Annotated in this window: 24 protein-coding genes; 3 read left to right on the plus strand and 21 right to left on the minus strand. The window is 56.4% G+C overall.

The annotated features are described in order from the left end of the window. From HP566_RS09325 to HP566_RS09345, 5 genes are all read right to left on the minus strand, one after another. Positions 1 to 213 (minus strand): four-carbon acid sugar kinase family protein (locus HP566_RS09325; protein WP_249976987.1); only part of this gene is annotated, 213 nt, incomplete at its 3' end. Positions 214 to 235: 22 nt separating this feature from the next. After that, positions 236 to 1,726, minus strand: a complete 1,491-nt coding sequence (locus tag HP566_RS09330; protein ID WP_249976988.1) for a tripartite tricarboxylate transporter permease — start codon at positions 1,724 to 1,726, stop codon at positions 236 to 238. Positions 1,727 to 1,784: 58 nt separating this feature from the next. Further along, positions 1,785 to 2,267, minus strand: coding sequence for a tripartite tricarboxylate transporter TctB family protein (locus HP566_RS09335; protein WP_249976989.1), 483 nt, complete (start codon positions 2,265 to 2,267; stop codon positions 1,785 to 1,787). A gap of 119 nt (positions 2,268 to 2,386) precedes the next feature. After that, the gene (locus HP566_RS09340; protein WP_249976990.1) at positions 2,387 to 3,367 is read right to left on the minus strand and encodes a tripartite tricarboxylate transporter substrate binding protein; all 981 of its coding nucleotides are present in this window, start codon (positions 3,365 to 3,367) and stop codon (positions 2,387 to 2,389) included. An 81-nt stretch (positions 3,368 to 3,448) separates the two neighbouring features. Beyond that, the gene (locus tag HP566_RS09345; protein ID WP_249976991.1) at positions 3,449 to 4,873 is read right to left on the minus strand and encodes a flagellar biosynthesis protein FlgA; all 1,425 of its coding nucleotides are present in this window, start codon (positions 4,871 to 4,873) and stop codon (positions 3,449 to 3,451) included. 247 nt (positions 4,874 to 5,120) lie between these two features. Here HP566_RS09345 and HP566_RS09350 point away from each other — a divergent pair, with 247 nt between their 5' ends. From HP566_RS09350 to HP566_RS09360, 3 genes are all read left to right on the plus strand, one after another. Then, positions 5,121 to 5,825 carry a GntR family transcriptional regulator gene (locus HP566_RS09350; RefSeq protein WP_249976992.1) on the plus strand — a complete coding sequence of 235 codons (705 nt, stop codon included), beginning with the start codon at positions 5,121 to 5,123 and terminating at the stop codon, positions 5,823 to 5,825. 63 nt (positions 5,826 to 5,888) lie between these two features. Then, positions 5,889 to 6,794, plus strand: a complete 906-nt coding sequence (locus tag HP566_RS09355) for a cation diffusion facilitator family transporter (protein ID WP_249976993.1) — start codon at positions 5,889 to 5,891, stop codon at positions 6,792 to 6,794. A gap of 81 nt (positions 6,795 to 6,875) precedes the next feature. Beyond that, on the plus strand, positions 6,876 to 7,205 hold the full coding sequence (locus HP566_RS09360) for an MliC family protein (RefSeq protein ID WP_249976994.1): 330 nt from the start codon (positions 6,876 to 6,878) through the stop codon (positions 7,203 to 7,205). A 9-nt stretch (positions 7,206 to 7,214) separates the two neighbouring features. Here HP566_RS09360 and hutC read toward each other — a convergent pair whose 3' ends face one another. From hutC to HP566_RS09440, 16 genes are all read right to left on the minus strand, one after another. After that, positions 7,215 to 7,949 carry a histidine utilization repressor gene (gene hutC, locus HP566_RS09365; protein WP_249976995.1) on the minus strand — a complete coding sequence of 245 codons (735 nt, stop codon included), beginning with the start codon at positions 7,947 to 7,949 and terminating at the stop codon, positions 7,215 to 7,217. An 81-nt stretch (positions 7,950 to 8,030) separates the two neighbouring features. Next, entirely contained in the window at positions 8,031 to 8,444 is a 414-nt protein-coding gene (locus HP566_RS09370) for a YbaN family protein (protein ID WP_249976996.1), read from the minus strand. A gap of 27 nt (positions 8,445 to 8,471) precedes the next feature. After that, positions 8,472 to 9,845 (minus strand): TolC family outer membrane protein, encoded by a 1,374-nt coding sequence (locus tag HP566_RS09375; RefSeq protein WP_249976997.1) that lies wholly within the window; start codon positions 9,843 to 9,845, stop codon positions 8,472 to 8,474. Beyond that, positions 9,842 to 11,197: an HlyD family type I secretion periplasmic adaptor subunit gene (locus HP566_RS09380; protein WP_249976998.1), complete on the minus strand. Its 1,356-nt coding sequence runs from the start codon at positions 11,195 to 11,197 to the stop codon at positions 9,842 to 9,844. Before HP566_RS09380 ends, HP566_RS09375 begins: the two co-directional genes overlap by 4 nt. Beyond that, positions 11,194 to 12,999, minus strand: coding sequence for a type I secretion system permease/ATPase (locus HP566_RS09385; protein WP_249976999.1), 1,806 nt, complete (start codon positions 12,997 to 12,999; stop codon positions 11,194 to 11,196). Before HP566_RS09385 ends, HP566_RS09380 begins: the two co-directional genes overlap by 4 nt. A gap of 246 nt (positions 13,000 to 13,245) precedes the next feature. Next, positions 13,246 to 13,800, minus strand: a complete 555-nt coding sequence (locus HP566_RS09390) for a heme acquisition protein HasA (protein ID WP_249977000.1) — start codon at positions 13,798 to 13,800, stop codon at positions 13,246 to 13,248. A gap of 85 nt (positions 13,801 to 13,885) precedes the next feature. Then, positions 13,886 to 16,705, minus strand: a complete 2,820-nt coding sequence (locus HP566_RS09395) for a TonB-dependent receptor (RefSeq protein ID WP_249977001.1) — start codon at positions 16,703 to 16,705, stop codon at positions 13,886 to 13,888. Positions 16,706 to 17,016: 311 nt separating this feature from the next. Beyond that, positions 17,017 to 17,238 carry a hypothetical protein gene (locus HP566_RS09400; RefSeq protein WP_249977002.1) on the minus strand — a complete coding sequence of 74 codons (222 nt, stop codon included), beginning with the start codon at positions 17,236 to 17,238 and terminating at the stop codon, positions 17,017 to 17,019. A 13-nt stretch (positions 17,239 to 17,251) separates the two neighbouring features. After that, positions 17,252 to 17,869 carry a biliverdin-producing heme oxygenase gene (locus HP566_RS09405; RefSeq protein ID WP_249977003.1) on the minus strand — a complete coding sequence of 206 codons (618 nt, stop codon included), beginning with the start codon at positions 17,867 to 17,869 and terminating at the stop codon, positions 17,252 to 17,254. Positions 17,870 to 18,019: 150 nt separating this feature from the next. Beyond that, positions 18,020 to 18,316, minus strand: a complete 297-nt coding sequence (locus HP566_RS09410) for a hypothetical protein (protein WP_249977004.1) — start codon at positions 18,314 to 18,316, stop codon at positions 18,020 to 18,022. Positions 18,317 to 18,511: 195 nt separating this feature from the next. Beyond that, positions 18,512 to 19,534, minus strand: coding sequence for a FecR family protein (locus HP566_RS09415; protein ID WP_249977005.1), 1,023 nt, complete (start codon positions 19,532 to 19,534; stop codon positions 18,512 to 18,514). A gap of 4 nt (positions 19,535 to 19,538) precedes the next feature. Continuing rightward, positions 19,539 to 20,108, minus strand: coding sequence for an RNA polymerase sigma factor (locus HP566_RS09420; protein ID WP_249977006.1), 570 nt, complete (start codon positions 20,106 to 20,108; stop codon positions 19,539 to 19,541). Positions 20,109 to 20,139: 31 nt separating this feature from the next. Further along, positions 20,140 to 20,901: an ATP-binding cassette domain-containing protein gene (locus HP566_RS09425; protein WP_249977007.1), complete on the minus strand. Its 762-nt coding sequence runs from the start codon at positions 20,899 to 20,901 to the stop codon at positions 20,140 to 20,142. Then, positions 20,895 to 21,935 (minus strand): FecCD family ABC transporter permease, encoded by a 1,041-nt coding sequence (locus tag HP566_RS09430; RefSeq protein ID WP_249977008.1) that lies wholly within the window; start codon positions 21,933 to 21,935, stop codon positions 20,895 to 20,897. Before HP566_RS09430 ends, HP566_RS09425 begins: the two co-directional genes overlap by 7 nt. Then, entirely contained in the window at positions 21,932 to 22,810 is an 879-nt protein-coding gene (locus HP566_RS09435; protein ID WP_249977009.1) for a heme/hemin ABC transporter substrate-binding protein, read from the minus strand. Before HP566_RS09435 ends, HP566_RS09430 begins: the two co-directional genes overlap by 4 nt. Continuing rightward, on the minus strand, positions 22,807 to 23,859 hold the full coding sequence (locus tag HP566_RS09440) for a ChuX/HutX family heme-like substrate-binding protein (RefSeq protein ID WP_249977010.1): 1,053 nt from the start codon (positions 23,857 to 23,859) through the stop codon (positions 22,807 to 22,809). The genes HP566_RS09435 and HP566_RS09440 overlap by 4 nt, the downstream gene beginning before the upstream one ends. Positions 23,860 to 23,876 lie beyond the last annotated feature (17 nt).

Consider the following 23,876-nt stretch of genomic DNA (forward strand, 5'->3'; position numbering starts at 1 on the left):
ATCCAGGGCGGCAAGGGAGTCCGCGACGGCCTCCTCCACCGGGCAGGAGCGGGACTTGAGCGCCACCACCACCGCATCCACCTCGCTCAGATCAACCGCTGCCGGAGGCACACCCATCACCTGCAGGCAGCGCATGCCACTGCGCACCAGATTATTGGCGAGGTCGGTGGCCCCGGTGAAGTCGTCTGCAATGGCGCCTAATACGATTGTCATACGTTACTTCCGTCGTCAGGGGTTAGGGCGTGGCGGCTTTCATACGCGCGCGTTTAATCAGCGGCGTGATCACCGTGACTGCCAGCAGCAGGGCGGCGATAGCCAGTAGCGTGGCACTGATCGGGCGGGTGAAGAAGATGGAAATATCACCCTGGGACATCGATAGCGCACGGCGTAGTTCACTCTCGGCAATGGGGCCGAGCACCAGGCCAAGAATGATCGACACCAGCGGGAATTTGAGTTTTTCCAGCAGGTAGCCCATCACACCAAAACCGAGCATTAGCCACACATCAAACATGGAGTTGCATACTGAGTAGGTACCCACGATGCAGCACATGATGATGATGGGGCCAAGGGCCGAGTAGGGGACGTTCAGCAGCTTGGTAAACAGGGTGATAAACGGCTTGGAGAACAGCAGAATCATGAAATTGACGATGAACAAGCCTGCGAATACCGCATAGATCAGGCTGCTATGGGTCATCATAAACATCGGGCCAGGTTGCAGGCCGTGCATGATAAACGCGCCCAGAATCACCGCAGTGGTACCGCTTCCCGGTATTCCGAGGGCGAATAGCGGTACCAGGGCGCCCATCGCAGCGGCGTTATTGGCGGACTCCGGCGCTGCGATACCTTCAGGTGCCCCTTTGCCAAATTTCTCAGGGTGTTTGGACCAGCGCACTGTTTCGCTATAGCTCACCATCGCGGCAGTACTGGCGCCGATACCCGGCAAAATGCCGATGATGACGCCAATAATGGAAGAGCGCGTTAGCGTGGTGCCGATCTGGCGCAGGATGGGCAGGTCAAAAATTTTGACTTTTACTTTCTTGAGAGGTTGGTGGGTATCATGATCCAGGGAGCGCTTCATGACTTCAGAGACGGCAAAGAGACCCACGATCATGGGGATCAGCCCTACGCCTTCCATCAGGTTCAGGTTATTGAAGGTATAGCGGCTTGTGCCGGTGAGTGGGTCGATACCGATCGAAGCAATAAATAAACCCAGCGTGGCACCTATAAGACCATAAATCAGTCGCCCTCCCAGCGAGGCGACTACTGTCAAACCCAGTACTGCTAGGGCGAAATACTCAGGAGAAGAGAATCTCAGCGCTAGCTTGGCCAGCATGGGCGTAAAGATAATCAGTGTAATAGTGCCTACCAGCCCGCCAATCACCGAGCTAAGTATACCAATGCCCAGTGCTTTGCCGGCCTGACCCTGCTGGGTCATCGGATAGCCATCAAAAGCCGTCATTACCGCCTCTGGGGTCCCGGGGGCGCGGTAGAGAATGGCGGTAATCAAACCTGAGAAAACGGTCGCACCGTAAATGGCGGTTAACACCATAAAGGCGGTGGTCGGCTCCATGCCATATGTGACGGGCAGCAGAATGACCACCAGAATAACGCCGCTGATACCGGGCAGGGCGCCACCGATAAAGCCAATAAAAACGGCAGAGGTAAGTAGTAGCAGGTTGAGTGGCTGCATCACCACGGCCAGCCCGCCTAGAAAGTTCTCTAGCATCGTTAACTCCTGAAGAGGAAGCAGTAACGGTTATCGGGATGCGTCATCATGGACGGACTCATAGCGGAATACCGAGCAGCATGACGAAAACGCCCTGCATCAATACCGCAGCGACCACCACTGTGATCAGCACCGTGCGCCAGGAGTGCGCACCCAGCAGTAGTGTGCAGACGAAAGTGAACGTAATACTGGCGGGCAAAAATCCCACCAGACTGATAAGCCATGTATAGAGAACAGTGGTGGCGATCAGCCACCAGTGGCGGGTGGATGCGAAGGTGAGGCGTTGAGTGGTCTCCCCCTGGGGGCTGGGCGTAGCTTCCTGCTCGTCGTCATAGCGGGTGCCGCGTCGTGCATCACGCCAAGTGATCAGCAGCAGCGCACAGCCCAAACCAATCAGCGCGATTAATAGCGAGAGAGGCCAGACACGAGGGCCAATAAAGGTAGACACTTCCGCGGAACTGGGAAATTGCAGCGTGGGCACCAAACTGGCCAGTCCTAGCAACACCACCGCAATCGCGAAGAGAGAAATCCTGGCGTACATGATCAACCCCGGAGGGAACGTGGCTGGGCCGCTTTAACGCAAAGAACCCATACCGGTGAGTATTGAAAGGCAGGCAATATGAGTTGCCTACCTGCCCCTAGTGGTTTATTGGCTGCTTATTATTCGTTACTTAACAACCGAGAATAGAGTTGGTAGTTATTTTCCAGCCGTTGGCGGTACTCGCCGCTGCTCATCCAGCCCTCGCGATAGGTCAGGTTCACCCGCTCCGCGTAGGACTGGTAGTCTTCCGAGTCGAAAATGCCTTTCAGAACTTCCTCAAGGCGCTGGACGAGAGGAGCTGGTGTGTCTGCATGCACAAAAATTGCCCGATCATTGCCATCGGTCAGGTCCCAGCCATGTTCTACCGTGGTGGGGACATCGGGAAAATCTTCCAGGCGCTCATCGCTGAACACTAAAACAGGCATCATTTGCCCAGCTTCGATGTAGCTCAAAAGGGGGCTCAGCGATGTGGTGGTGGCATCGATATTGTTGCCCAGCACATTGGCCGTGGCATTGCCGGTGCTATCGTAGGGAATAAAGCTCATGTCCAGGCCGGAAGCGTCGCGCAGTGAAAGAAACGCCACATGGTCTGGGCTGGCCGTGTGAGTGCCTCCCACCGTTACTTTCCCGGGGTTGGCCTGGGCGTACTCCAGGAAGGATTCAAAATCAGGGTAGCGTTCTGGGTTGACGAACAGTGCCATCACGTCCGACTGCATGCGTGCCACCGGCGTGATCTGATCCAGGCCCACTGGATTTTGCCCTGCCGCCAAAGAGGTCACGTAAGTTGTAGAGGCAAAGTCCAGTGTATGGCCATCCGGCGCGCCAGTTGCAGTACGCTGGTGGGCCAGGGCGCCAGAGGCGGACGGCAGGTTGATAACGGTGATGCGCGCACCGCCAAGGGCTTCTTCAAACATGGGGCGAACAACACGAGCAAAGTTGTCGACCCCGCCCCCGGCACCGGCGGCTACCAGAAATTGAATGGGTTGCGTTGGGTAGTTGGCTGCATCGTCCGCATGTGCCACACCAGCGGCGCTGAACAAGGCCACGCCGAATGCGGTCATTTTAAGAGCGTGCTGGGTGAGCAAGAGCTTGGTAAGCATGGTGTTTCTCCTATCTGATTGTTATTGCATTGTTATTATCGCGCGTGATGCGCTTAGTGGGCCCATTGCCCTGGTGATTCCTTAGGCCAGCGTACTGGTGGTATCGACCTTGGTGGCCGGGTGGTGGTGCTGAAACAGCTCATCTTGCTTGATACGCAGCTGCTTCAGAGATGAATCAGGTAACGCAACATCCGCTAAGGTGATCGGCTGGTTCGGCTCAATATCGCGAATCACGTCGGCGCCGGGAAGCAGATAAAACGGAACTTTTTCAGTTGGGGATAGCGGCGCAGCGGGATGAAGTTCCGGGCGTAACCCTTCGATATGCCGGTGATGTCCGCGCATCTCAAGACGCTGCCCTGCCTTGATGGTCTGTGTTGTTCGTGCCGTCAGATCAAATTTAGGGGTGGTGGCGTGCCCGCCTCCGGATGTCAGGCCATTGAGCACTACATCCAGTAAGGAAATCGGTGCCTCCAGGCCCAGCAAGTGGCGGGGCAGGTAAATCATGGCGCTATGCTCATTACGGCTCAGCACATGGCCTTTATCCCGTAGCAGCGCCCATACATGGGGGTCTTCGCAACGTACGACAACAAATACGCCACCTGCAAAGCTCAACTCATCCGGGCGGCGTAAGCAGTTAAACACTTCCAAACGCCCTGGGCCTTGCAGGACACCCCCTTGCGGCTGAAGGTCCAGCAGAGTGGGGACTTCAGTGGTGCGCAGAATCATGGCGTGAAACTCAGGGCGATCCGGGCTGAGTCCGGTAGCGTTGGCCACGTTGACCATTTCGCATAGGTCGGGCACTGAAATTTGTGGGATGGCCGCGAGCAGCTTGCTGCGCGCTTCCACAACATCACGTTCGCGACCTACTGGTAATTCCCACAGCTCATCCAGGCCAGGGGCAGGAAAGGCTGTGCCATTGCAGGTAACCGTGGCGCTGGCCTCATCCCAAATAAAGTCATATTCGCTGCTTTTGCCCGCCGCAATGATTTCAAAGCCGAGGGTTTTGGCCCAGGTGAGCAAGCCGATCAAAAGGCTCGGCTGGTCGCCATCCAATGGCGTAAACAGGCGACCCTGCTGGTAGGCCAAACGGGTCAAATAAGGCCCAACCACTGATTCGGTTTCTTTGGTGGCAATGCCTACATGCTTGTCGGCAAGCAGAGCTGCTTCGGCATAGCGCGCTCCCACGTCAGGAATACCGGTGGACTCCACCAGAATATCGAAAGGGAGCGCCTGAACGGTCTCAAAGGAGGCTGTGGCGATAAAAAGGCCATTTTGCCACGCTTGCTCCGCGTCTTTGCCTGAATGGCATACCATTATTTGCGTATCTGGAATACCCGCGTGGTGCAGCGCCTCGGCGGCTTTTTCGGGGTTGATGTCGATCGCAATACGCGCAGAAAACCCTTTCATTTGTCGCGCCTGACGTAATACACCACGCCCAAAGTCGCCAGCACCCGCGATGCAGGCCTCAACCACCCTGTCTGTTTCAAAATGTTGTAAGTAGTTCATAAGGTGTGGGTATTCCCTTTGCTGGACGGTCTGCAACGGCGGACACGTAAAGTTGTGAACAGGCTGTTGTGATCAGAGATATGGTTTTTACTGTGTGTGAAATGTAGTGGTATACCATTTTGTGGGTCAATTGGTTGGCGGTAAGACTTTGGTATTGAATGGTATCCTTGCATGTTTATCTATTTGATATTTATGTATTTAAAAATAAGCGAAATATGCGATGTTAATTTGAAAGGATGATTTTGGTATGCCATTCTTGGCATTCGCTTATTATGTGAATACGCCAATGCAAGAAGTCGCCCAGTCAAATCAGCCAGGTCTGGTAGAGAAAGTTGCGAACTACTTACGCGAACACATCGTGATGGATCACTTCCAGCCTGGGCAGCGCCTGCCCGAACGAACGCTGGCGGTCGAGTTGCAGGTGTCGCGTACGCCCTTACGGGAAGCGCTGAAGATTCTCGCCGCTGAGGGGCTGGTGGTTATTTCACCTAACCGTGGTGCGGTGGTGGCGGATGTCAGCCCCGCCGATATGAAAGAGAAAGCGTATGTATTAAGCGTGCTGGAACAGGCCGCAGCAGAGCTAACCTGTGCCAATGCCAGTAATGATGATATTGCGGAGTTGCAGGCGCTTCATTATGAGATGAAAGCCTCCTTTTTAAGGCGCGATCGGCAAAACTACTTCCGCTTAAACCAGGATATCCACAACCGGATTGTGGCACTGTCTGGTAATGCCACGCTGATTGATATGCACGCAAACCTCAGCCGCCAGCTCTATCGCGTTCGTTACCTGTCGAATCAAAAAAATGAAAAATGGGCAACGGCCATGGAGGAGCATGAGGCGATTATGGCGGCGCTGGAGGCCAGGGATAGCGAGCGAGTGGGGCGCGAATTACGCAACCACCTCGGCAAAACCTGGGTCAAGTATGCCAATGGAGAGATTAAACAGCGTTGATGGCGTCGCTCTTTTATAGCGGCTTGGCTAGGATAGAGGGCAAGCTTTCAAAAGAGATAGACCATGGCAGCCACCCTTGAGCAGCGTGCTCTGAAAATATCCATTCTGGTCACCCTGGGGGTATCTACCCTGGGCATTGTCTTCGGCCTCTTATCGGGCTCTCGTTCTGTTCTTTTCGATGGTGTTTTTTCATCCATTGATGCCGCCATGTCGGGTCTGGCACTGGTGGTCGCGCGCCTGGTGGTGCGTGAAGCCAGCCAACGCTTTCAGCATGGCTACTGGCATCTGGAGCCGCTGGTAGCGGGCCTGAATGGCAGTATCCTGCTACTGCTCTGTTTTTACGCGTTTTTGAATGCTGTGCAGGGGCTGATGGATGGTGGTAATGAGCTCGCATTCGGAATCGCCATTCTATATGCCGTTGTGGTCACGGCGGTATGTACTGCCATGGCTCTCTATCAGCGCAAATTAAATCGTCAGGTCGGCTCGGAACTGGTGCGAATTGATATGCATGGCTGGGTGATGGCGGCGTCAATTACCGCGGCATTGCTGCTGGCCTTTGCTGTGGCGTGGGTGATGGAGAATACCGCCTATGCCCACTTAACACCTTATGTGGACTCCCTGCTGCTCGCGGTGCTGACACTCTGCCTGCTGCCTGTCCCCATCAGTATTGTGCGGCGCGCATTGCGGGATATCTTCCTGATTGCCCCCAGTGCTCTGGACAGTGAAGTGCATGCGGCAATGGCGCCGGTAATGAAACGGGAAGGTGTGCTGTCCTATACCAGCCATGTGGCCAAAAGTGGGCGCGGCTATTTTATCGAGATTCATATTGTCACATCGCCTGATTTTGCCAGTGATCAAGGGGTGGCTGAGCTGGATGTTATCCGCGACCAGATTGGCCAGGGGATCTCCATAGCGCCTGAGCACTGCTGGTTTACCGTTGCGTTCACAGCCGATGCACGCTGGGCCTGACGTTGGTTCGCGCAATTGCGCGGTGTTGACCATACTGATCAGGCAAATTGCCCTAACAACTCACTCATGGATGATAATGCAATGAGATACTCTCACCTGAGCCTGACCGCTGTGTTGACTTCACTGCTGCTGGCAGGCTGCACCACGGCCTCCACCCCCAGTCATGATCCACAGGATAATTACCCCCAGGCCGACTATCGCTGTGACGATGGTACGGAACTCACCGTGATTTTCGATCAGCAGGAAGATACCGCACTGGTCATGGTAGGGGGTGACACACTCCGGTTGGAAAGCCAGCGTCCGGCTTCGGGTATGTGGTATGCCTCGCCCAGGCATGAATTCCGCGGTAAAGGGGATGAGGCTACCTGGACGGTGGGACGCCGCGTGCCCACCGAATGCCGAGTGATATAAGCGTATTGTTTAGCATATGGCTCCCCCCGCCTGCAGGTGGCGTGCCATTGATGAGCGTAGCTTATAGCGTTCTCCGGGGTGAATCAGCCGGGCATAGCTGATCAGGTTCTCACCGGACCATGTTCGCCGGGTCATGCTCAGGCACGGGCTGGTGGTATCAATCTCCAGGTGTGAGGCGGTGGTGGCATCCACCAGAACCGCCTCTACCACATGCTCAATATCGGTAATCGGGCAGGCGGCTACCAGTACCTCGTTGGGGGTATGCTGGGTAAAGTCTGTTGCCAGATAGTCGGGAACCCAGCGTGGATTGACATAACGGTTCTCTAACTGAATGGGAATGGCGTTTTCGCAGTGAACAATCAAGGTATGGAACACCTGGGCGCCTAAGCGCACGCCCATATGCAGCGCTACCTCATCGTCGGCAGCCACGGATTCACTGTGAAGCACCTGGTTGCTATAGCGATGGCCGCGGTGACGCACTTCTTCGGCGATATTATGCACATCCACCAGCGATGATTCCGCTTTGCGGTCGGTAACAAAGGTGCCCAACCCAGGGTGGCGAACCAGATAGCCCTGCTGCACAAGATCGCGAATGGCCTTGTTGGCCGTCATGCGGCTAACGCCGAAATCCTTTGCGAGTTGTTCTTCGGGTGGAATCTGATGATTGGCGAGCCACGTACCGTTGTGGATGTTTTCCAGCAGATGATGCTGGATCTGCAAATAGCGGGGAACGGCAGTGGCCATGCAGCGGTGTCTCTTTAGCTGAAATATCTATACACAGACTACCATACCCCGCTTCAAGGAGGGCAGCTGTTCGCCTGGGCGTTACTGGCGGGTCGTTGGCTCGGGACGTGTCGCCAGCCATAAGGCAACGGCAGCCAGCAGGGCAACAATGACCCAGCGCAGCCAGCCTTGCCCCAAATGCCATAACAGCAGCATGGCACTGGCAAATATCATGCTGATTGCCACGTACTTCGCGCGGCGTGGAATGGCGCGCTCGGTTTCCCAGTTTTTGATCAGTGGCCCCACGTAGCGCCGCGAGCGTATCCACGCTTCGAACCTGGGTGAGCCCTTGGAGGCGCAGTAAACGGCAGCCAGCATAAACTCGGTGGTTGGCAGTAAGGGAAGAAAAATCCCGATAACGCCGATACCGAAGCTCAGTGCCGCAAGGGCTACCCAAAAGGCGCGTGCAAGCGGGCTACGGGCTGGTGATCGGTTTTTGGGTGGCGTCTCGCTCATGCTTCTGGCGTCTCAAGGTGGTGATGGTTAGTCATGGAAGGCGTCACTGAAATAGTAAGCGATTTGTTGGATATCGGCATCGTCAAGCCGCCCCGCTTGCCAGCGCAGGCTTAGCCACGCAACAAGATAGTCGTAACGGGCACGAGCCAGGTCGCGCAGCGCTTCAAAGCGCTCTCTTTCTGCATCCAGCACGTCCAAGTGGGTGCGTTCGCCACCCTGGAGGCTGCGCTGTGTTGCTTCCACTCTCAGGGCTGCTGCCTCGACAGATTGCCGATAGGCCTCTTCCCGCCGTTGGCTGCTGCGTACCAGCCGATACTGCCGTTCAACATCATTGAGAATGTCGGCGGTAGCGGCATCCAGTTCATGACGTAGCTGCTCGTAGGTGCTGTCTGCCTGACGGCTGGCTGCCACCACCCGCCCTCCTGAATAGAGCGGCAGGCTGACCTCAACGCCGATGCTATCTGTATCGTAGCGCTGACCAATAGTGTTTTCGGCACTGGAGTCGGATAGTTGGCTGCGAGCGTAAAGCTGTACCGTGGGCAGGTGCCCGGCATTCTGGGCCTGCACATGGTGCCGTGCCGCCTCCAGAGCGCTGCGCTGGGCCGCCAGTTCAGGATTATGAGCGAGCGCAAGCGCCTGCCACTCTGCCAGTGATATATCAGCCACCTCCTGTGACGATGCCAGTGCTGATCCCCACGCCACCGTGCTTAGTGGCGTCAGGGGAGAGGCTGGACGTGAACCCATCAGTAGGCTCAAGGCGTTGTGGGCATCCTGTAAACGGTCTTCGGCTTCGATCAGGCGCGCTTCGACAAGGCGGCTTTGGGCAGCAATCTCCAACTGGTCGGTGCGAGTACCCTCGCCGTGTGCCATAAAGTAAGCGCTCTTTTCAGACTCCTCTTGCAGAGAGCGCAAGTGTGCTTCGGCCAGCGCAATATCATCCTCGGCGTAGAGCACATCGGTATAGGCTTGTAGTACACGCACGGCAAGTGCTTGATAGGCGCGCTCCAGCGTTGCCTCGGCAGCATTGGCGCGTGCTTTACCCGCCTGATACTGGGCGAATGCCGCCGCATCCAACAGAGGCTGGGTCAGTGTGATCGCTGAGGTGTAGCTGGTATAGCGCATATCGTCGGTGGTGGTGCCGAGAGGGGTGGACTGTTCCACCTCCGAGCGGTTACGCGCATGCGAATAACGATAACTTAGCGAGGGCAGCAGCCGGGACCGGCCCAGAGCGTGCTCCTGTTGACCGGCATCGCGTTCGCTTTGGGCTGCCAGCCAACTCGGGTCGTAGCGGCGGGCATAGTCGTAGGCTTGCTGAAAATCCAACGCCTGAGACGATAGTGGCCAGCAGAGCCATAGGCACGCGCCAAGCGCGATAAAACGGAGAGGCAATAAACGCATCATGCATCTCCCCATGCCGTGCGCGCCCGGTCGAACAGTGGTTTGAACAGATAGTTGAGTAGCGAGCGCTCACCTGTGCGTACGAAGGCCTCTACAGGCATCCCGGCTTTCAGCGGTGCGTTGCCCAACGGGGAAAGGTCTTCGCTGGTGACTTCAATATACAGCCGATAGTAGGGCAGGCCGCTGATATCATCGACAAGACGGTCTGCGGATACCTGTTTGACCGTGCCGGGAATGCGCGGTGTACTGCTTCGCTCGAACGCTGTAAAGGCCAATTCCACCGGCAGCCCTGCCTGCACCCTGTCAATTTGATCAACGGGAAGTTGCCCCTCCACCAGCAAGGGCTCATCCTGGGGCACAATTTCCATTAGCAAGCCCCCCGGCGGCACTACTCCTCCTTCTGTATGCAGCGTCAGCCCTACCACCTGCCCTGAGCGGGGCGCACGAATCAAGGCGTGCTCAATGTCATAGGTGTTATTTTCCAGCCGCCCGGCCACCTCCTGGCTACGCAGGCGTGCCTGGGCCAGTGCATCCCGAACATCACGCTGGTACTCCTCGCTGCGTTGGGTCAGGCGCAACTGCAATTCATCCATTTGGCGCAGGGTTTGTTGCAAGGTACCGCTTTCACTGGCGATATCACCCTGCAACTGTGCGTAGCTGCCTTCGAATTCCAGTAAGCGGTTACGGGGAATGTACCCACCTGAGGCCAGTTCACGTAAGTTATCGCGCTGTTCGCGGAGTACCGACAGGCGGGCGCGTTGCTGGGCAAGTGATGCTTCCAGCCCCGCTGCTCTGGCCCGCTGGCCATCCAGGCTGGCTTCAAGGCCGGAAAGCTCAGCCGCCAGCGCGCTGCGGCGGCTGGCAAACAGTTGACGTTGCAAGGCGAGTAGGGTGTCGATCTCGATATCGCCCGTATGGGCCAGTGCTGGCGGTATGGTGATACTGTCCTGCTGGTCGCGCTCCGCTTCCAGGCGGGCCATTTCCGCCAGGGCCGAGGCATGTTGAAGGCGCAGCACTTCCGCTTCGTTTTGCAGCCGGGTGGTATCAATACTTACCAGCGGTTGCCCCTGTGTTACCTGGTCGCCCTCGCGTACCCATAACCGCTCTACCGTGCCGCCGGTGGGGTGTTCCACGGCCTGACGATTACCTGAAACCACCACCGTGGCCGGTACGGCGATCCCGTTATCCAGCGGTGCCCAGGCCGCCCAGGCCACGAACAGTAACAACCCAACCAGCAGGCAACCGCCGCCCAGGCGCCAGGGTTTGCGGGTGCGCCGCGTAGCCAACGCCTGCCAATCGGGTGGAGCGGTCGTGCCGGGTGCCTGGGGGGATAGAGGAAAGGGGTGACGTATCATGCGCGTTGCTCCTCCTGGCCCTTGATCGCTACATTGCCGTAGGTATAAGCCCCTTGTGCATAGGCGCTGTTCAGGGACGTGTTGATGGGAGCGTTGGCAGGAGCCGCTGCCTGCCGGGCGGTGTTCAGGGCCTGCAAGATTTCCTCGGTGGGGCCAAATTTCTGCAACCGGCCTTCTCGCAGCACCAGCAGGTGGGTGGTTGCCTTGAGCACTTGGGGCCGATGGGTTATCAATACCACCGTCGCCTTGCGTTCGCGTAGCTGGGTAAGGGCGGCCAGCAGCGCTTTTTCGCCGCTTTCATCGAGATTGGCATTGGGTTCGTCCAGTACGACGAACGCCGGTGAGCCATACAGTGCCCGGGCCAGCCCAAGCCGCTGGCGTTGCCCGCCCGAAAGCCCCAGGCCACCTTCTCCCAGTGGTGTGTCATACCCCTGGGGCAGGCTGAGTATCAACTCATGCACCCCTGCCATGCGGGCGGCCTCTACCACCCGTTGCGGATCGGGAGCGTTGAAGCGTGCAATGTTTTCGGCCACGCTACCGGCAAACAACTCCACGTCCTGAGGTAAATAACCAATATGTGGCCCCAGTTGCGTCTTATCCCAGCGCTGAATATCGGCACCATCAAGCCGCACGGCGCCCACTCGGGGTTTCCATACACCCACCAACAGCTTTGCCAGTGTCGACTTACCCGAACCCGACGGCCCAATCACCCCCAGCAGGCTGCCGGGTGGGAGCGCGAAGCCCACCTGAACCAGGGTTGGCGCACTGCTACCGGGTGGCATGGCACTGAGTGGTTCCACATCCAGTTGCCCCTGTGGTGTGGGCAGCGTCATGCCCGGCTGGCGGGCCGGGTGAGCCGTCAGCAGGTTACTCAAGCGCTGGTACGCCAGCCGGGTGGAACTCCACTGCCGCCACGCATTGATCACCTGATCAATGGGGCTGAGTGCACGGCCCATCAGGATAGAGCCCGCGATCATCGTGCCAGGGCTGATCTGCCCCCCAATGGCAAGCCAGGCACCCAAGCCCAACACCAGCGATTGCAACGCAACGCGCAGGCTCTTGGAGATAGCGGTGACCAGCGCGGTACGCTCGCTGGCGATCCCTTGCAGCGCTACGAAGCCGTCGTGCAGGTACCCCCAGCGTTGGGTGAACGCCGCTAACATGCCCATCGATTCAATGGTATCCGCATGGCGTAACTGCGTGTCTGCCATGGCATTGGCCTGCACGGAAAGCGCGCCAGCATCACGCAGCGGCGGCTGGGATAGCCGCTCATTCAGCCATGCCAACAGTACCAGTACCACAGCACCCCCCAGGGCAAGGCAGCCAATCCAGGGGTGGAACATAAACATCACCAGCAGGTAGAGCGGAAACCAGGGGGCATCGAAGAACGCAAATACCGCATTGCCGGTGATAAATTGGCGCAGCGAATCGAGGTCGCGGGTGGCCTGCCCCGCCTGAGCAGGCTGGCCACTTAGGCCACGCTCAAAGGCCGCGCTATAAACGCGCCCGCCCAGTTGCTGGTCAAACTGCTCCCCAATATGGATAACCGCCAGGCTACGCACATACTCCAACGCCCCCATCAGGCCAAGCAGCCCCAGCGCCATCAGCGTTAGCATCAGCAGGGTAGTGGTGTTGCCGGAGGCCAGCACACGGTCGTACACCTGCAACATATATAGCGGTGGCACCAGCATCAGTAGATTAATAACCGCACTGAAAAGGCCTACCGAACGCAGTGTGCCGCGATAGCGGCCAAGCGCCTGATTGAGTTCATTACCGGGCTGGCGGCGAGGGAGGGCGGGCATGGTGGCGTATCCTGAAAATGACATGACAAAACAACGAACGCGCTTGGGCCTTGAGGCCCCGCCATTCGTCTCGAATCCGGTCTCTCATTGATATGTTCGTCACGTCCTGCTTGACATTACGTCGAAACTGACGAGAATGCCCAGGCACCGCACCCCAGGCGCAAAGCCCGTGGTGCGGTGTTCGAATGTTGCGGCAAGGGGGCTCCCCTTGCCTTTTTTATTAGGTAGTTATAGCGATGGCGTTGCTCACGCAGCCAGAGCGAAATCGAATTCGTTGAACTCTTGAACGCCGGTTGCGGAAGCCGGAAGAGGGAAGAGGTCTCCCAGCTCTGCGGTATCAAACTCGTTCTGAGTCAGCAGACCTTCAGAAACGATGTAGCTTTCCAGCGCACTGGTATCACCGTTCATCAGCCCCCAGACGATATTGTGCACGTCATTTCCTGCTCCGCTACCAGTAGCATCAAGGCCTTCGATGGTTAGTTCCCAATTATCCAGGTCGAATGAGCCACCGGATGGCCCAGTTAGGTCGTAGCCAAACTGCACACTGTCCAGGTCACCGGCCAACACATGAGCGCCGATGTCATATTCCAGTCCGTCGGTCGTGTCACTGCCTGCAATAAACGCATATGAGTTACCTGAACCGGTAATGGCATACTCCTCTCCGGACAGGCCGCCAGTGTTGAAACCACCGGTATTTGAGTCGCCATGGTTAGAGTTTTGGAATTCGTATGACCAGTTCTCCAGATAGTCAGCCAAAGTCCAGTCGGCATATTGGGCATCGTAGGTAATGTTGAATGACATGGTAATACTCCTTTTTGGTTTAAATGAAGGGGGCTCATCCCCCTTCATGGTATTCACCCGCTTGGGTGAAGTCGTTACTCAGGGTCTAGAAGCGGTATTCCAGCATGCCCTGAAGTGTTCTGCCGCGGGCCAGTGCCACGTTTGCAAGATTCGTATCACCCATCGCGACCATATAAGCCTCGTCGGTGACATTATCCATGGCCAGGCTGAAAGTAAGGTTGTCGTTCATGTGATAAAACGCATAGAGGTCATAAACCTCGTAGCGTGGCCAAACGGCCAGAGCGTAATTGGTATAGTCGCGCTCTGCGTAGTCAACACTATTGCCTTCGCTGTAGCGCCACCGTCCGCCTACATCCAGCCTCCCATTGAGAAAACGGAGCCCCAGTGTGGCTGAAGCGCGATCCGCTGGCATAAAGACAGCATTGCCCATGGCGGCACCGCAATAGACGAGGCTGTTGCTCTCAGGATCATCAACTGAGATAGAGCCATTTTGGCGTACTGTGACGACACGGCCACTAGAGAGCGTACGCTCTTGTTCAAAGACTTCTCCGCTAGGCTCCCTGCGGCTGGCGCCACCGAGATAATATGGGTGATAGCAGAACTCGTTACTGCCCATCATCTGGGTATAACTCAAATCCGCGTAGACAAAGCCCGCATCGTAATTAAGTTGATATTCAACACCACGGAAGCGAGTGCTATTCAGGTTGTTAACGTAAGCAGATTGACCTAAGGATGCTGCATGAAAGGCACCGGGAAGACTTACATTCGTAGCCATATAGGTGAAATTATCAATTCTATTATCAAAATAGGCCACCTTGGCGGCGAAGCGGTCATTGCCAGTCAACAGCCCATTTCTGATAATATTAAAACCTGCTTCCCAGTTTTCCGAACGCTCAGGTTCTAAGTACGGGTTGGGGTACATCCTTTCGTAGCCACCACCGTGTGGGCGGCCTGTTTGAAAACTCTCTGTTACCGCTGGCGGCCGCCAGCCCTGGCCATAGCTGGTATAAAGCTGTAGCCAATCTAAACCGGGGTTAATTCCGATGCCTAACGTGGGAGATAGGCGCCCATCATTTCGATCAACATCGTAGGTGACTGGGACTTGACGCACTTGCCCGTCCGGGTCCCAACTCGGTGTGTTGTCTATATACTGGCGTACCGTCATGCCAGTTTGCCCTTTTAGCCGGTAGTGGTCGTAACGTAAGCCCCCCCAAACTGACAGCCAGTTGCCGTATTGATAGTCAATGTTGGCAAACAAGCTGCCCATTTGGCGTTCGCCTTCCGGTGTTAGCCCCTCGACATACGGCAGGTCGGTACTAATCGATGGTGAAGCCTGTTCGCCACCAGGCTTAAAGGTGTCCTGGAATATTTCGGTGCCATAGTTGATGGCCAAATCGCCCGCACTACCGAGGTAAAAGCGGGAAGTGTTTGCTGCCTGAGCGCCTAACGTATCGGTACGATAGAGAGAGGTATAAGCAGGAGTTGTGTAGGAGGAGGTAACTAACTCGTTGTTCCACTGTTCATTTTCAGTAGTAACGAAATACACTTTTGATGAAAAATCGACTAGCTCATTGTCGATAGGGTTATAGGTATAATCCAGGCCATAGCTGGTGGATGTGATATCGTTCTCACCCAATAGCCGATACTCAATATCTTCAAGCACACCTGATCTTGTGGTATTTTCAAAGCGTGCATCGTAGGACCTGGCATTTGTATCCAGGTAGGTAAACTGAAGTCTGTGATCCGGGTTGCCATCTATATTCCAGCCAAACTTGGCCAGCCTGGAATCCATATTGCTGGAGGAGTACTCGACAGGATTGTCGATCAGCATCTGCAGCCGCCCTGGCTGTTGCCACTCCTGGGCAATTTCGTCACTAAGGTTGCCTACCCCAGAGGAGCCAGCATAGTAGTCGCCAAAGTTTCGTTCACTATAAGCCAGTAAACCATCCACTTCTTCATTGCCGAAAGCGACGACTGCACTGCCAGTGAAGTGTGTACCATTCCCTTCATCGCCTATACCGTGGCCTGCCCGTAAGCGACCGCCATAACCTTTCTCTGTGTCCAGAAAGTCACTGGCGTTGATGGTATTGAAGGTGGCAATACCACCCAGGACACCCGCCCCCCCTTGGCCTGCGCTTGTTCCCTTATCGATAATCACCTCTGAGATCAATTCAGGGTCGATATACATGGTCCCGTTACGTTGCTGGTGAGCATTCTGGTTGTAGTTCTGCCGCATGCCGTCAATATTCATATTGACGCGCCCATAATCCTGGATGCCGCGGATGTTGACCGACAGGCCAGGGTCGCGTTGGTTAACGGCTGAATAAACGCCGGCTGTTTCTTCCAACATATCAGCGGCATGGCGAGGAGGGCGGCGATCAATCTGCTCACGGCTGATCACACTCACCGAGCGGGGTTCGTGGTAGACCCAATCGTCGCCGATTCGCTCTGCTTCTACCGTCAGGGTGCTAAACGCTGTTTGGTTGCCCACGGTGGCCGAGGTGGCGGGGGGAAGTAACTCGGCGGTGCGACCATTACGGTAGGAAACAGTGAGCGATGAGTCGGCCAGCAGGGTGCGTAGTGCTTCATCGGCGGTCATATCACCGTGCAATGCCGGTGCAGTGCCGTCAATAGGCTGGCCATCCTGGCGAGTTACTGCAATCTGGGTAACGCTGGTAAATTCCCCCAGTGAGTAGAGTAGGTGCTGTTCGGGAATATTGAAGCTATAGCGTTGCTGCAAAGGACCCTGTTGTGCAACCGCACTTTCGCTGGATGACGACTGCGCCTGTGCCTGTGTCGCCAGCAAGCCGAGCATGATAGCGGTAGTGGTTGTTCTAAGGGCAGGCCGATACGCGGATGCCAGACTATCTGCGAGCAGCTTGCGTGGGAAACCCGTAAAGTGCATGGAAAAAATACCCCCTTGAGATCTTAATAATAATCGTTTGTATCCTCATTAACGATTGGGAGCGCATTTTTCCTCATCAAAAAATGTAATTTTTTTGAATATGGGAGCCAGTAAAGAAATTTATTTGTTATAAGATGATGAAATATAAATGTTTTTTGGTTGTTGAGCAGGCCGCTGTAACAGGTGGCAGTTGGTTATCATAAAAAGCAAAAGGCGGCATTGATAATAAATGCCACCTTTTGGGTTCGACATGAGGGAGGCGTATCCCCTTCATGGTATTCACCCGCTTGGGTGAAATCGTTACTCAGGGTCTAGAAGCGGTATTCCAGCATACCCTGAAGTGTTCTGCCGCGGGCCAGTGCCACGTTTGCAAGATTCGTATCACCCATCGCGACCATATAAGCGCGATCCGTCGGCATAAAGACAGCATTGCCCATGGCGGCACCGCAATAGACGAGGTTGTTGCTCTCAGGATCATTAACTGAGATAGAGCCATTTTGGCGTTGAGTGTAGGTAAAGTCATTGGGAAGCATAACTTCTCGTTAGTTAGTTGCTCGCATCCTGCGCACGGTGTGCCAATGTTTCTACAAATCTGAATGCGTCACCAGCAGCTGTCACTGCTTGGGTAAGTTGCTCATCAGTGAGAGGCACGGCATCTAATTGGGCGACGAAGTTACGCCAGTGCAAGCCACGGCCATCTTCGCTGGGCGCCAGATGACGAGCGCCATAGTTAGTCGAGAGGCCAAGCTGCGCTGCGTATTTGAGTAGGAACGCGGCGCCAAGGTTTGAGCCTTCATTAACATACAGCCAGCCCAGTGCTGCTGCCTGTGAAGAGATAGTGGGGGGCGTTACGCTATCCAGCTCGGTGATGGTTAGATCGAGGGAGAGGTCTTTGCCATCACGTTGGATGGCTTCGTAGCGGCATCGCTGGGGGAGTCCTTCGAAGAGTTCGATCAGTTCGGGTTGTTCATAAAGGGGGGCAGTATGGCGTTGGAACTGGTACTGAACGCGTAGAAAGCGTTTGTACCCTTCCAGGCTGGCAAAGGGGGATAGTGCCATGATGGCTTGGTCAACACGCTCATGGGCTGCATGGGTTTTGAGCTTGAGGCGTTTGCTGAGGGGGTGCAGGTTATGCTGGGGTGTTTTGGTTGATAGTGCTTGCATGGGGATTCCCTGGTGGTGGAGTTATCACTGTTTATTAACGTCTCGGATTGAAGACGAATGAAAAATAAAATCAGTCACCGGGCGGCCAACTTTTTAGCCTGAACGGTAGGTTGGTTCTGCCGGCAAGTAGGTCGGCCTATTCTTGTGGATTCATGTTGGGCCATTGGGATGATGGTGCTGTGGTTCATGTGAAACAGGTGTTGTGGCTGCCACGCTTAGCGCGGCGATGATGGTGACGGCATGTAGCAATAAGCCGCCGATAAACGCTATCAACAATGACCAACCCAGAGAGTGGGTGCCCTGGAGTACGGCGTAAAGCGCACCGACTCCCATTGCAAAAAATAGGGTCAGGCAAAGCAGAGCGCTCCACCAGTTGAGTAGCTGTATGGCGATAGCCAGGCAATAGGAGCGTCGTTTGGGTTTCCTGTGTGGTGTTATTGGGTGCATGTGTGTTCCCTTTATGTGTTATCAGTATGTTGATTAGTACTTGTCAAAAAAGAGCTTTAATGTGTAGTGCCAAGGGTTCCCAGCCGCTAAGGGCATCCTGGGCACTGTTTGTCTTTGGCCGCTTTTTTATGTTTCCTGAAAACAGAAACGTCTCCCTCTGTGCCGTGCAGCGTTACCCATTTGTTCAGGGGCTGCTTAGCTGGTACTCGTTGCGCGCAACCAAAGCATTTCGCCAGGAAGGTAATGGGCCTCCATGACAGCCAGGTCTACCAAGGTATCAATGAGCGTGTCAGGCTGATTGGCGGGAAAGCTGCCTGAGAAGCTCAACTCCGCAAACTCCTGGGCATTAAAAAGTATGCGCCCCGGATGCATTCGCTCGAGCTGTTCGACGATGTCGTCGATACTTGCCTGGTTGAAGATGATGCGACCCTCTTTCCAGGCCAGTGCCAGCAAAGGATCGACTTCCTGAATGTCACCAAACTCACCATTCTGGACGGTGAGTTGCTGCCCGGCAGACAGTAGTGTTTGTCGGTGTTGGGCATCGCTGACGGTGACTGCTCCTTCGCCCACGGTAATGGTGGTGCGGGAGTGAAAGCGGCTAACGGAGAAGTGGGTTCCCAGCACCAGGATGGAGACTTCTCCTGCATTGATGAGCAGGGGGCGTTGTTGCTGGGCAGCATCCATCCACAGCCGTCCGCGTCGCAGGAATAGTTCCCGCCCGGTTGCGTTCATGGTGATATCGATAGCGCTATTGCCATCCAGCAGGAGGGTCGATCCATCCTCCAGCAGTGTGCGCTGCAATTGGCCCGGCGGGGTAGACATGTCAGCCATCCAGCGATCCATTCGTGCAGGGTCGCGCCAGAATTCAAAACCCAGCAGCATGGTTAACATGAGTACAGCGGCGGTTGCCCAGCCCCACCGCATTGAGCGTTTCTGTGGGCGGTGTGGTAACGAGCGAGGGCGGGCACGTTGTTGATGCCGCTGTTGGTACAACAGCAGGGCGGGGAGCTCAATCTCCTCCCACAATTGGATCGCATTCTGATAGGCGACTACATGATGCTCACTTTGGTTCATCCATGCCTGGAAGGAGTGGCGGTCCTGATCTGAAGCGCTGTCATCCTTGAGGCGTAGATGCCAACGGATAGCGGTATCCAGCAGCTCTTCGTCAAGCTGTGATGAACGCGCAGAGTCGCTGGTAGAGGTTGATGAGGTGGTCACGGTATTACCTCTTGTCAGAGTGCGATGTTGCATTATTAGTACAACGTTTGAGGCACCGTTTTTCCTCATCTGCGTACTGTTGTTGCCACTGGCGGCACAAGCGCATCGCACGCATCATGTCTTTCTCGACTGTACTGATGGAAAGCCCCATCCTCTCGGCGATAGCGGTGTAGGTTTCCCCTTCGACTCGGTTAAGTAAAAAGACCTGTTTCGCCCGCTCAGGAAGGGTATCCAGTTGATCTGTGAGGGTTTGCCACTGTTGCAGCGTTACCGATATCTGTTCTGGGCTGGGGGCTTGAGGTGGCTCGTTAGCAGCGTTATCCAGCTCTTCCAGATGGTGGCGCTGGCGCACTTCTTGGGCGCGCAGATAGTCCAATGCCAGGTGGTGTGCCGTGCGGTGCAATAAGCCGGGGGAGTCAGCTTCTTTTAGCGGGCGTTGCCATAGCTTGACAAAGGTATCCTGTACTAAATCCTCGGCCACGCTGGTGCTGCCAACCACCTGCCGGATGCGCTTAACCAGGCGCTGTCGTTCATGTTGGAACATACGCAGCAAAGCAGACGTGGACTTGGTCATGAGAGATTCTTCATCGCATGAATAAGAGCACCTAAGGCGCCAGCGCGAGAAAAGGGGAGTTCGCTGTACTGCTGTTGGGCGGTTGTAGCTCGGCTCCATACACGTCTGCAATGGTCTCCGGGGTTAGTACCTGTTGCGGCCTGCCATGGGCAATGCGCTCCCCTTTATGTATCAGCCATATCCGGTCAGCGTAGGTACCCGCCAGATTAAGGTCGTGGAGTACACCTACAATCGCCATCATGTGCTGTGCTGCCCAGGCGCGCAGTTGGCGCATCAGGCGCTGTTGCTGGCCGATATCCAGTGCGCTGGTCGGTTCATCCAACAGTAACAGACCGCCATCCCTGGCCTTGGGTGTACGGCGGGACAGCAACTGACAGGCGCCCCGGGCAATCATGACCCGCTGGCGTTCGCCACCGGAAAGCGAGAGCACACTGCGTTTGGCCAGATGGGTCAGATCCAGGTCATCCAGCAGTTCAGCGATCAGTGCTTTGCTGGGGTTACTACCCAGGCTAACCAGTTCTTCGGTTTGCCAATCAAAGCCTGGTAGTTCCTGCTGGGCAACCAGTGCCCGCCGGTTGGCAAGCTCGGTGATAGGCCATTCATGCAGTGGCTTGCCGTCCAGGCGTAGCTGCCCTTTTTCACAGGGGCGGTAGCCCGAGAGCATGGACAGCAGAGTGCTTTTGCCTGCGCCGTTTGGGCCAACAATGGCGAGTAACTCACCAGGGCGCAGCGTGCCACTCAAAGGGGAGATGGCAGGGGTGGTGGTTAATCCTGCCTGATGGAGTGTCAGCATGCCCGGTTCCTGCGCATCAATAAGTAAAGGAAATAGGGTCCACCAAGCAGGCTGGTGAGTAGCCCGACGGGAATTTCCGCTGGGGCGCCCAGGGTGCGGGCCAGGGTGTCGGCGACAACCAGCAGCAGGGCACCTCCCAGCATTGATGCGGGCAGTAGTAGACGGTGCCCTGGCCCCAGCCAGAGCCGCAAACAGTGGGGTACCAGTAAACCCAGAAAGCCAATAACCCCGGTGAGGGCAACGCACAGCCCCACACCTAATGATGTTGCGACAATAATGCGCCATTTTAAGCGGACGGCATCCAGCCCTGCGGCATGGGCAGTGGCTTCACCAAGCTGAAGCAGGTCAAGCTCGCGGGCGCTGCGAATCAGCAGCCACAGGGCCACGCTGATCAGTACCAGTGCGATGCTGGTGGTGCGCCATAATGCATTTGTCAGGGTGCCCATGCCCCACAGGCTGAGCTGGCGTAGTTGCTCGTCACTGGCAATAAAGGCTAAAACCCCACCACCGGCCCCCGCCAGGGTGTTAATCGCCAGGCCTGCCAAAAGAAGTGACATGACCGCCGCGCTACCACCCCCTTGGCGCCGGGCAATGGCAAAAATCACCACGCATACGCTCAACGCCCCAAGAAACCCTGCCGCAAACTGGCCGTACAGGCTGCCAGCACCACTGCCCTGGAACAGCACGATCCATAACGCCACAAATAGCCCTGCACCACTGGCAAGGCCCAGTAAGGTCGGGTCGGCCAGTGGGTTGCGAAACAGTCCCTGCATGGCGGCACCACTGCCCGCGAGCATAGCGCCTACCACCACACCCAGCAGTAGACGCGGTAGGCGTAGTTGCCACCATATTTGAATACTGAGTTCACTGGCGTTGCCGCTGATTACCATCCAGGGCGAAAGGCCTAGCGCTCCAGAGGTGGCGCTCCAGCCAAGAGCAATCAACAGCGCCAGGGTCAGGCCCACCAACACCCGTGTCTGACGGTTCATCGGCAGTAGTAACCGGTTGCGATAAACGTTGACACTAGAGATCATCGGCTTACCTGGGCAGTTTTTGTTGGCCTTAGCAGTGCTTCCGCGTTTTGACGCAAGGTGAACAACTGGTCTGGCGTGCGGGGGCCAAATCCGAGTAGAGCCTGGTCATCAATAACAAGCAGTCGTTGCTGGCGGCCAGCCGGTGTCAGGGCCATGCCCGGTAGCTGCCATAGCGCGGCTTCGCCCCCTATTGCCACCAAGCCCCGCTCGGACATAATCACCAGCTCTGGTGCCTTTTCTGCCAAGGCTTCCGCAGAGACACTGTGATAGCCCGTCATGGTGCCAAAGGCGTTACTCAGGCCTGCTGCTTCCAGTGCCGTGTGCGCAGCGGTGCCGCTGCCTGCTACCCGTGGTGTTAGCCCACTGTTCTGCAGGATAAACATAGCGGGCGCCTCGGGCAGTGGCGGCAGTTCGGTCAGCCGTTCCAGCGTTTCTGTGAGTGTCTGCGCTAGGCTTTCCCCTTCCTGCTGGCGGTCTGTCAATTGCGCAACGGCCCGTACTTTGGCGGGGATTGCCTCAAGCGTTGCCGGGGCGTCAATGCGTTCGACATCAACGCCCACCGCTGTCAGTTGTTCCAGCACTTCCTGGGGGCCGGCATGGCTTGCGGCCAGCACATGGTCCGGTGAAACCGAGAGTACGCTCTCTGCCGAGAGCTGGCGCAGGTAGCCCACCGAAGGCAGTGCCTCCATCTCCGGTGGATAAACAACTGTATCGTCTCGGGCCACCACATCAATATCAGCATTGAGGGCGGCGATGGTTTCTGCGATATCACCGCCCAATACCACCCAACGTTCGTTGGCTTGTGCGGCCCCAGTGGCCAGCCAGCCGACCAGCAGTATGCCCATGGCACCGAATGCGAAGCGTGTTGCGCTCATGCCACTGCCTCTTGACTGCTGAGTTCGGCAAGCAGCTGTTGCCACTCCCGGCGCTCGGCTTGGCCCTCCTGGCGCTCAGCATAAATCTGCAGCGCCAGGGAGCCTTCGGCATCGAAGGCTTCCACACTGGTAACACCGCCATCACGGTTAGGTTTGTTAACCTGCCAGATCTGATCGATAGCCGTGTCGTTAAGGTGCAGGGTAAAGTGCTCGCCAAACAGGTTCAGCCAGCCGCGCGCACGTTGCGGAGTGGGCAGGATACCAGTACGAATTTGCACGCAGCCTGGGCTTGCCACAAACAGCATGAGCGGCAGGGCGCGCTGGCTGGCGCGATGCAGCAGCGTCTCCAGGGTATTCGCGGGCAGGGCGCGGGTGAAATTGCCGTCCATTAGTTGGTTGGCTTCCAGGCGCTCCAGTTGGTGGCGCTGGAGCAGCGAGAAGAACTGATGTACATCGCTCATCGCAGCCCACTCAGTGGCCAGCGTGGGGGCTTTGGGCAACGCACGTTTGACACGTGGCACGCACTGAGTAAATGCCGGGGTATCCGTATTGCCCAGAGCGGCTAACGCCCCCCAGGGGCGTGGCTGTGGGTTTTCCAGGGCAAAGCATTTGTGAATAGCGCAGCCATGCTGGTTAAAGATTTGCAGGCTCCAGCGCCACTGCTCTTGGCCATTCTCCGTTGGCATGGGGTCGCGAATCAGGCAGGCCCAGTGCCAGTGGGCGTAGAGCAGGCGCAGGTCCAGGCCACCTGGGTCCAGTAGTAAGCCTGTTTGTGTTCCTCCGCTTAGCTCGGGGTAGTCACCGGATTGTTCCAGAACGGCCAGACGCGAGCGGGTAAGTGCTTTAACACGGCCAAGCTGGGGCAGCCAGGCGGCAACATCCCCGGGTGCGAGGGGGAGCGTCCATACGTCGCGTCCCAGCCGGGCAGCCTGTAACTCACCTTCACTAATCGATAAGCGCTCGGCTATATCAATGGCTGGCAGGCGTGGTTGCGCAGCGCGGGCTGCATCAAACGCTTCCAGAATAGCGATCTGTTGGGACTGAATCATGCTTCACCTCCGTGGGG

Origin of the sequence: Vreelandella olivaria (genome assembly GCF_023507745.1) — a bacterium.
Classification (GTDB): Bacteria; Pseudomonadota; Gammaproteobacteria; order Pseudomonadales; family Halomonadaceae; genus Vreelandella; species Vreelandella olivaria_A.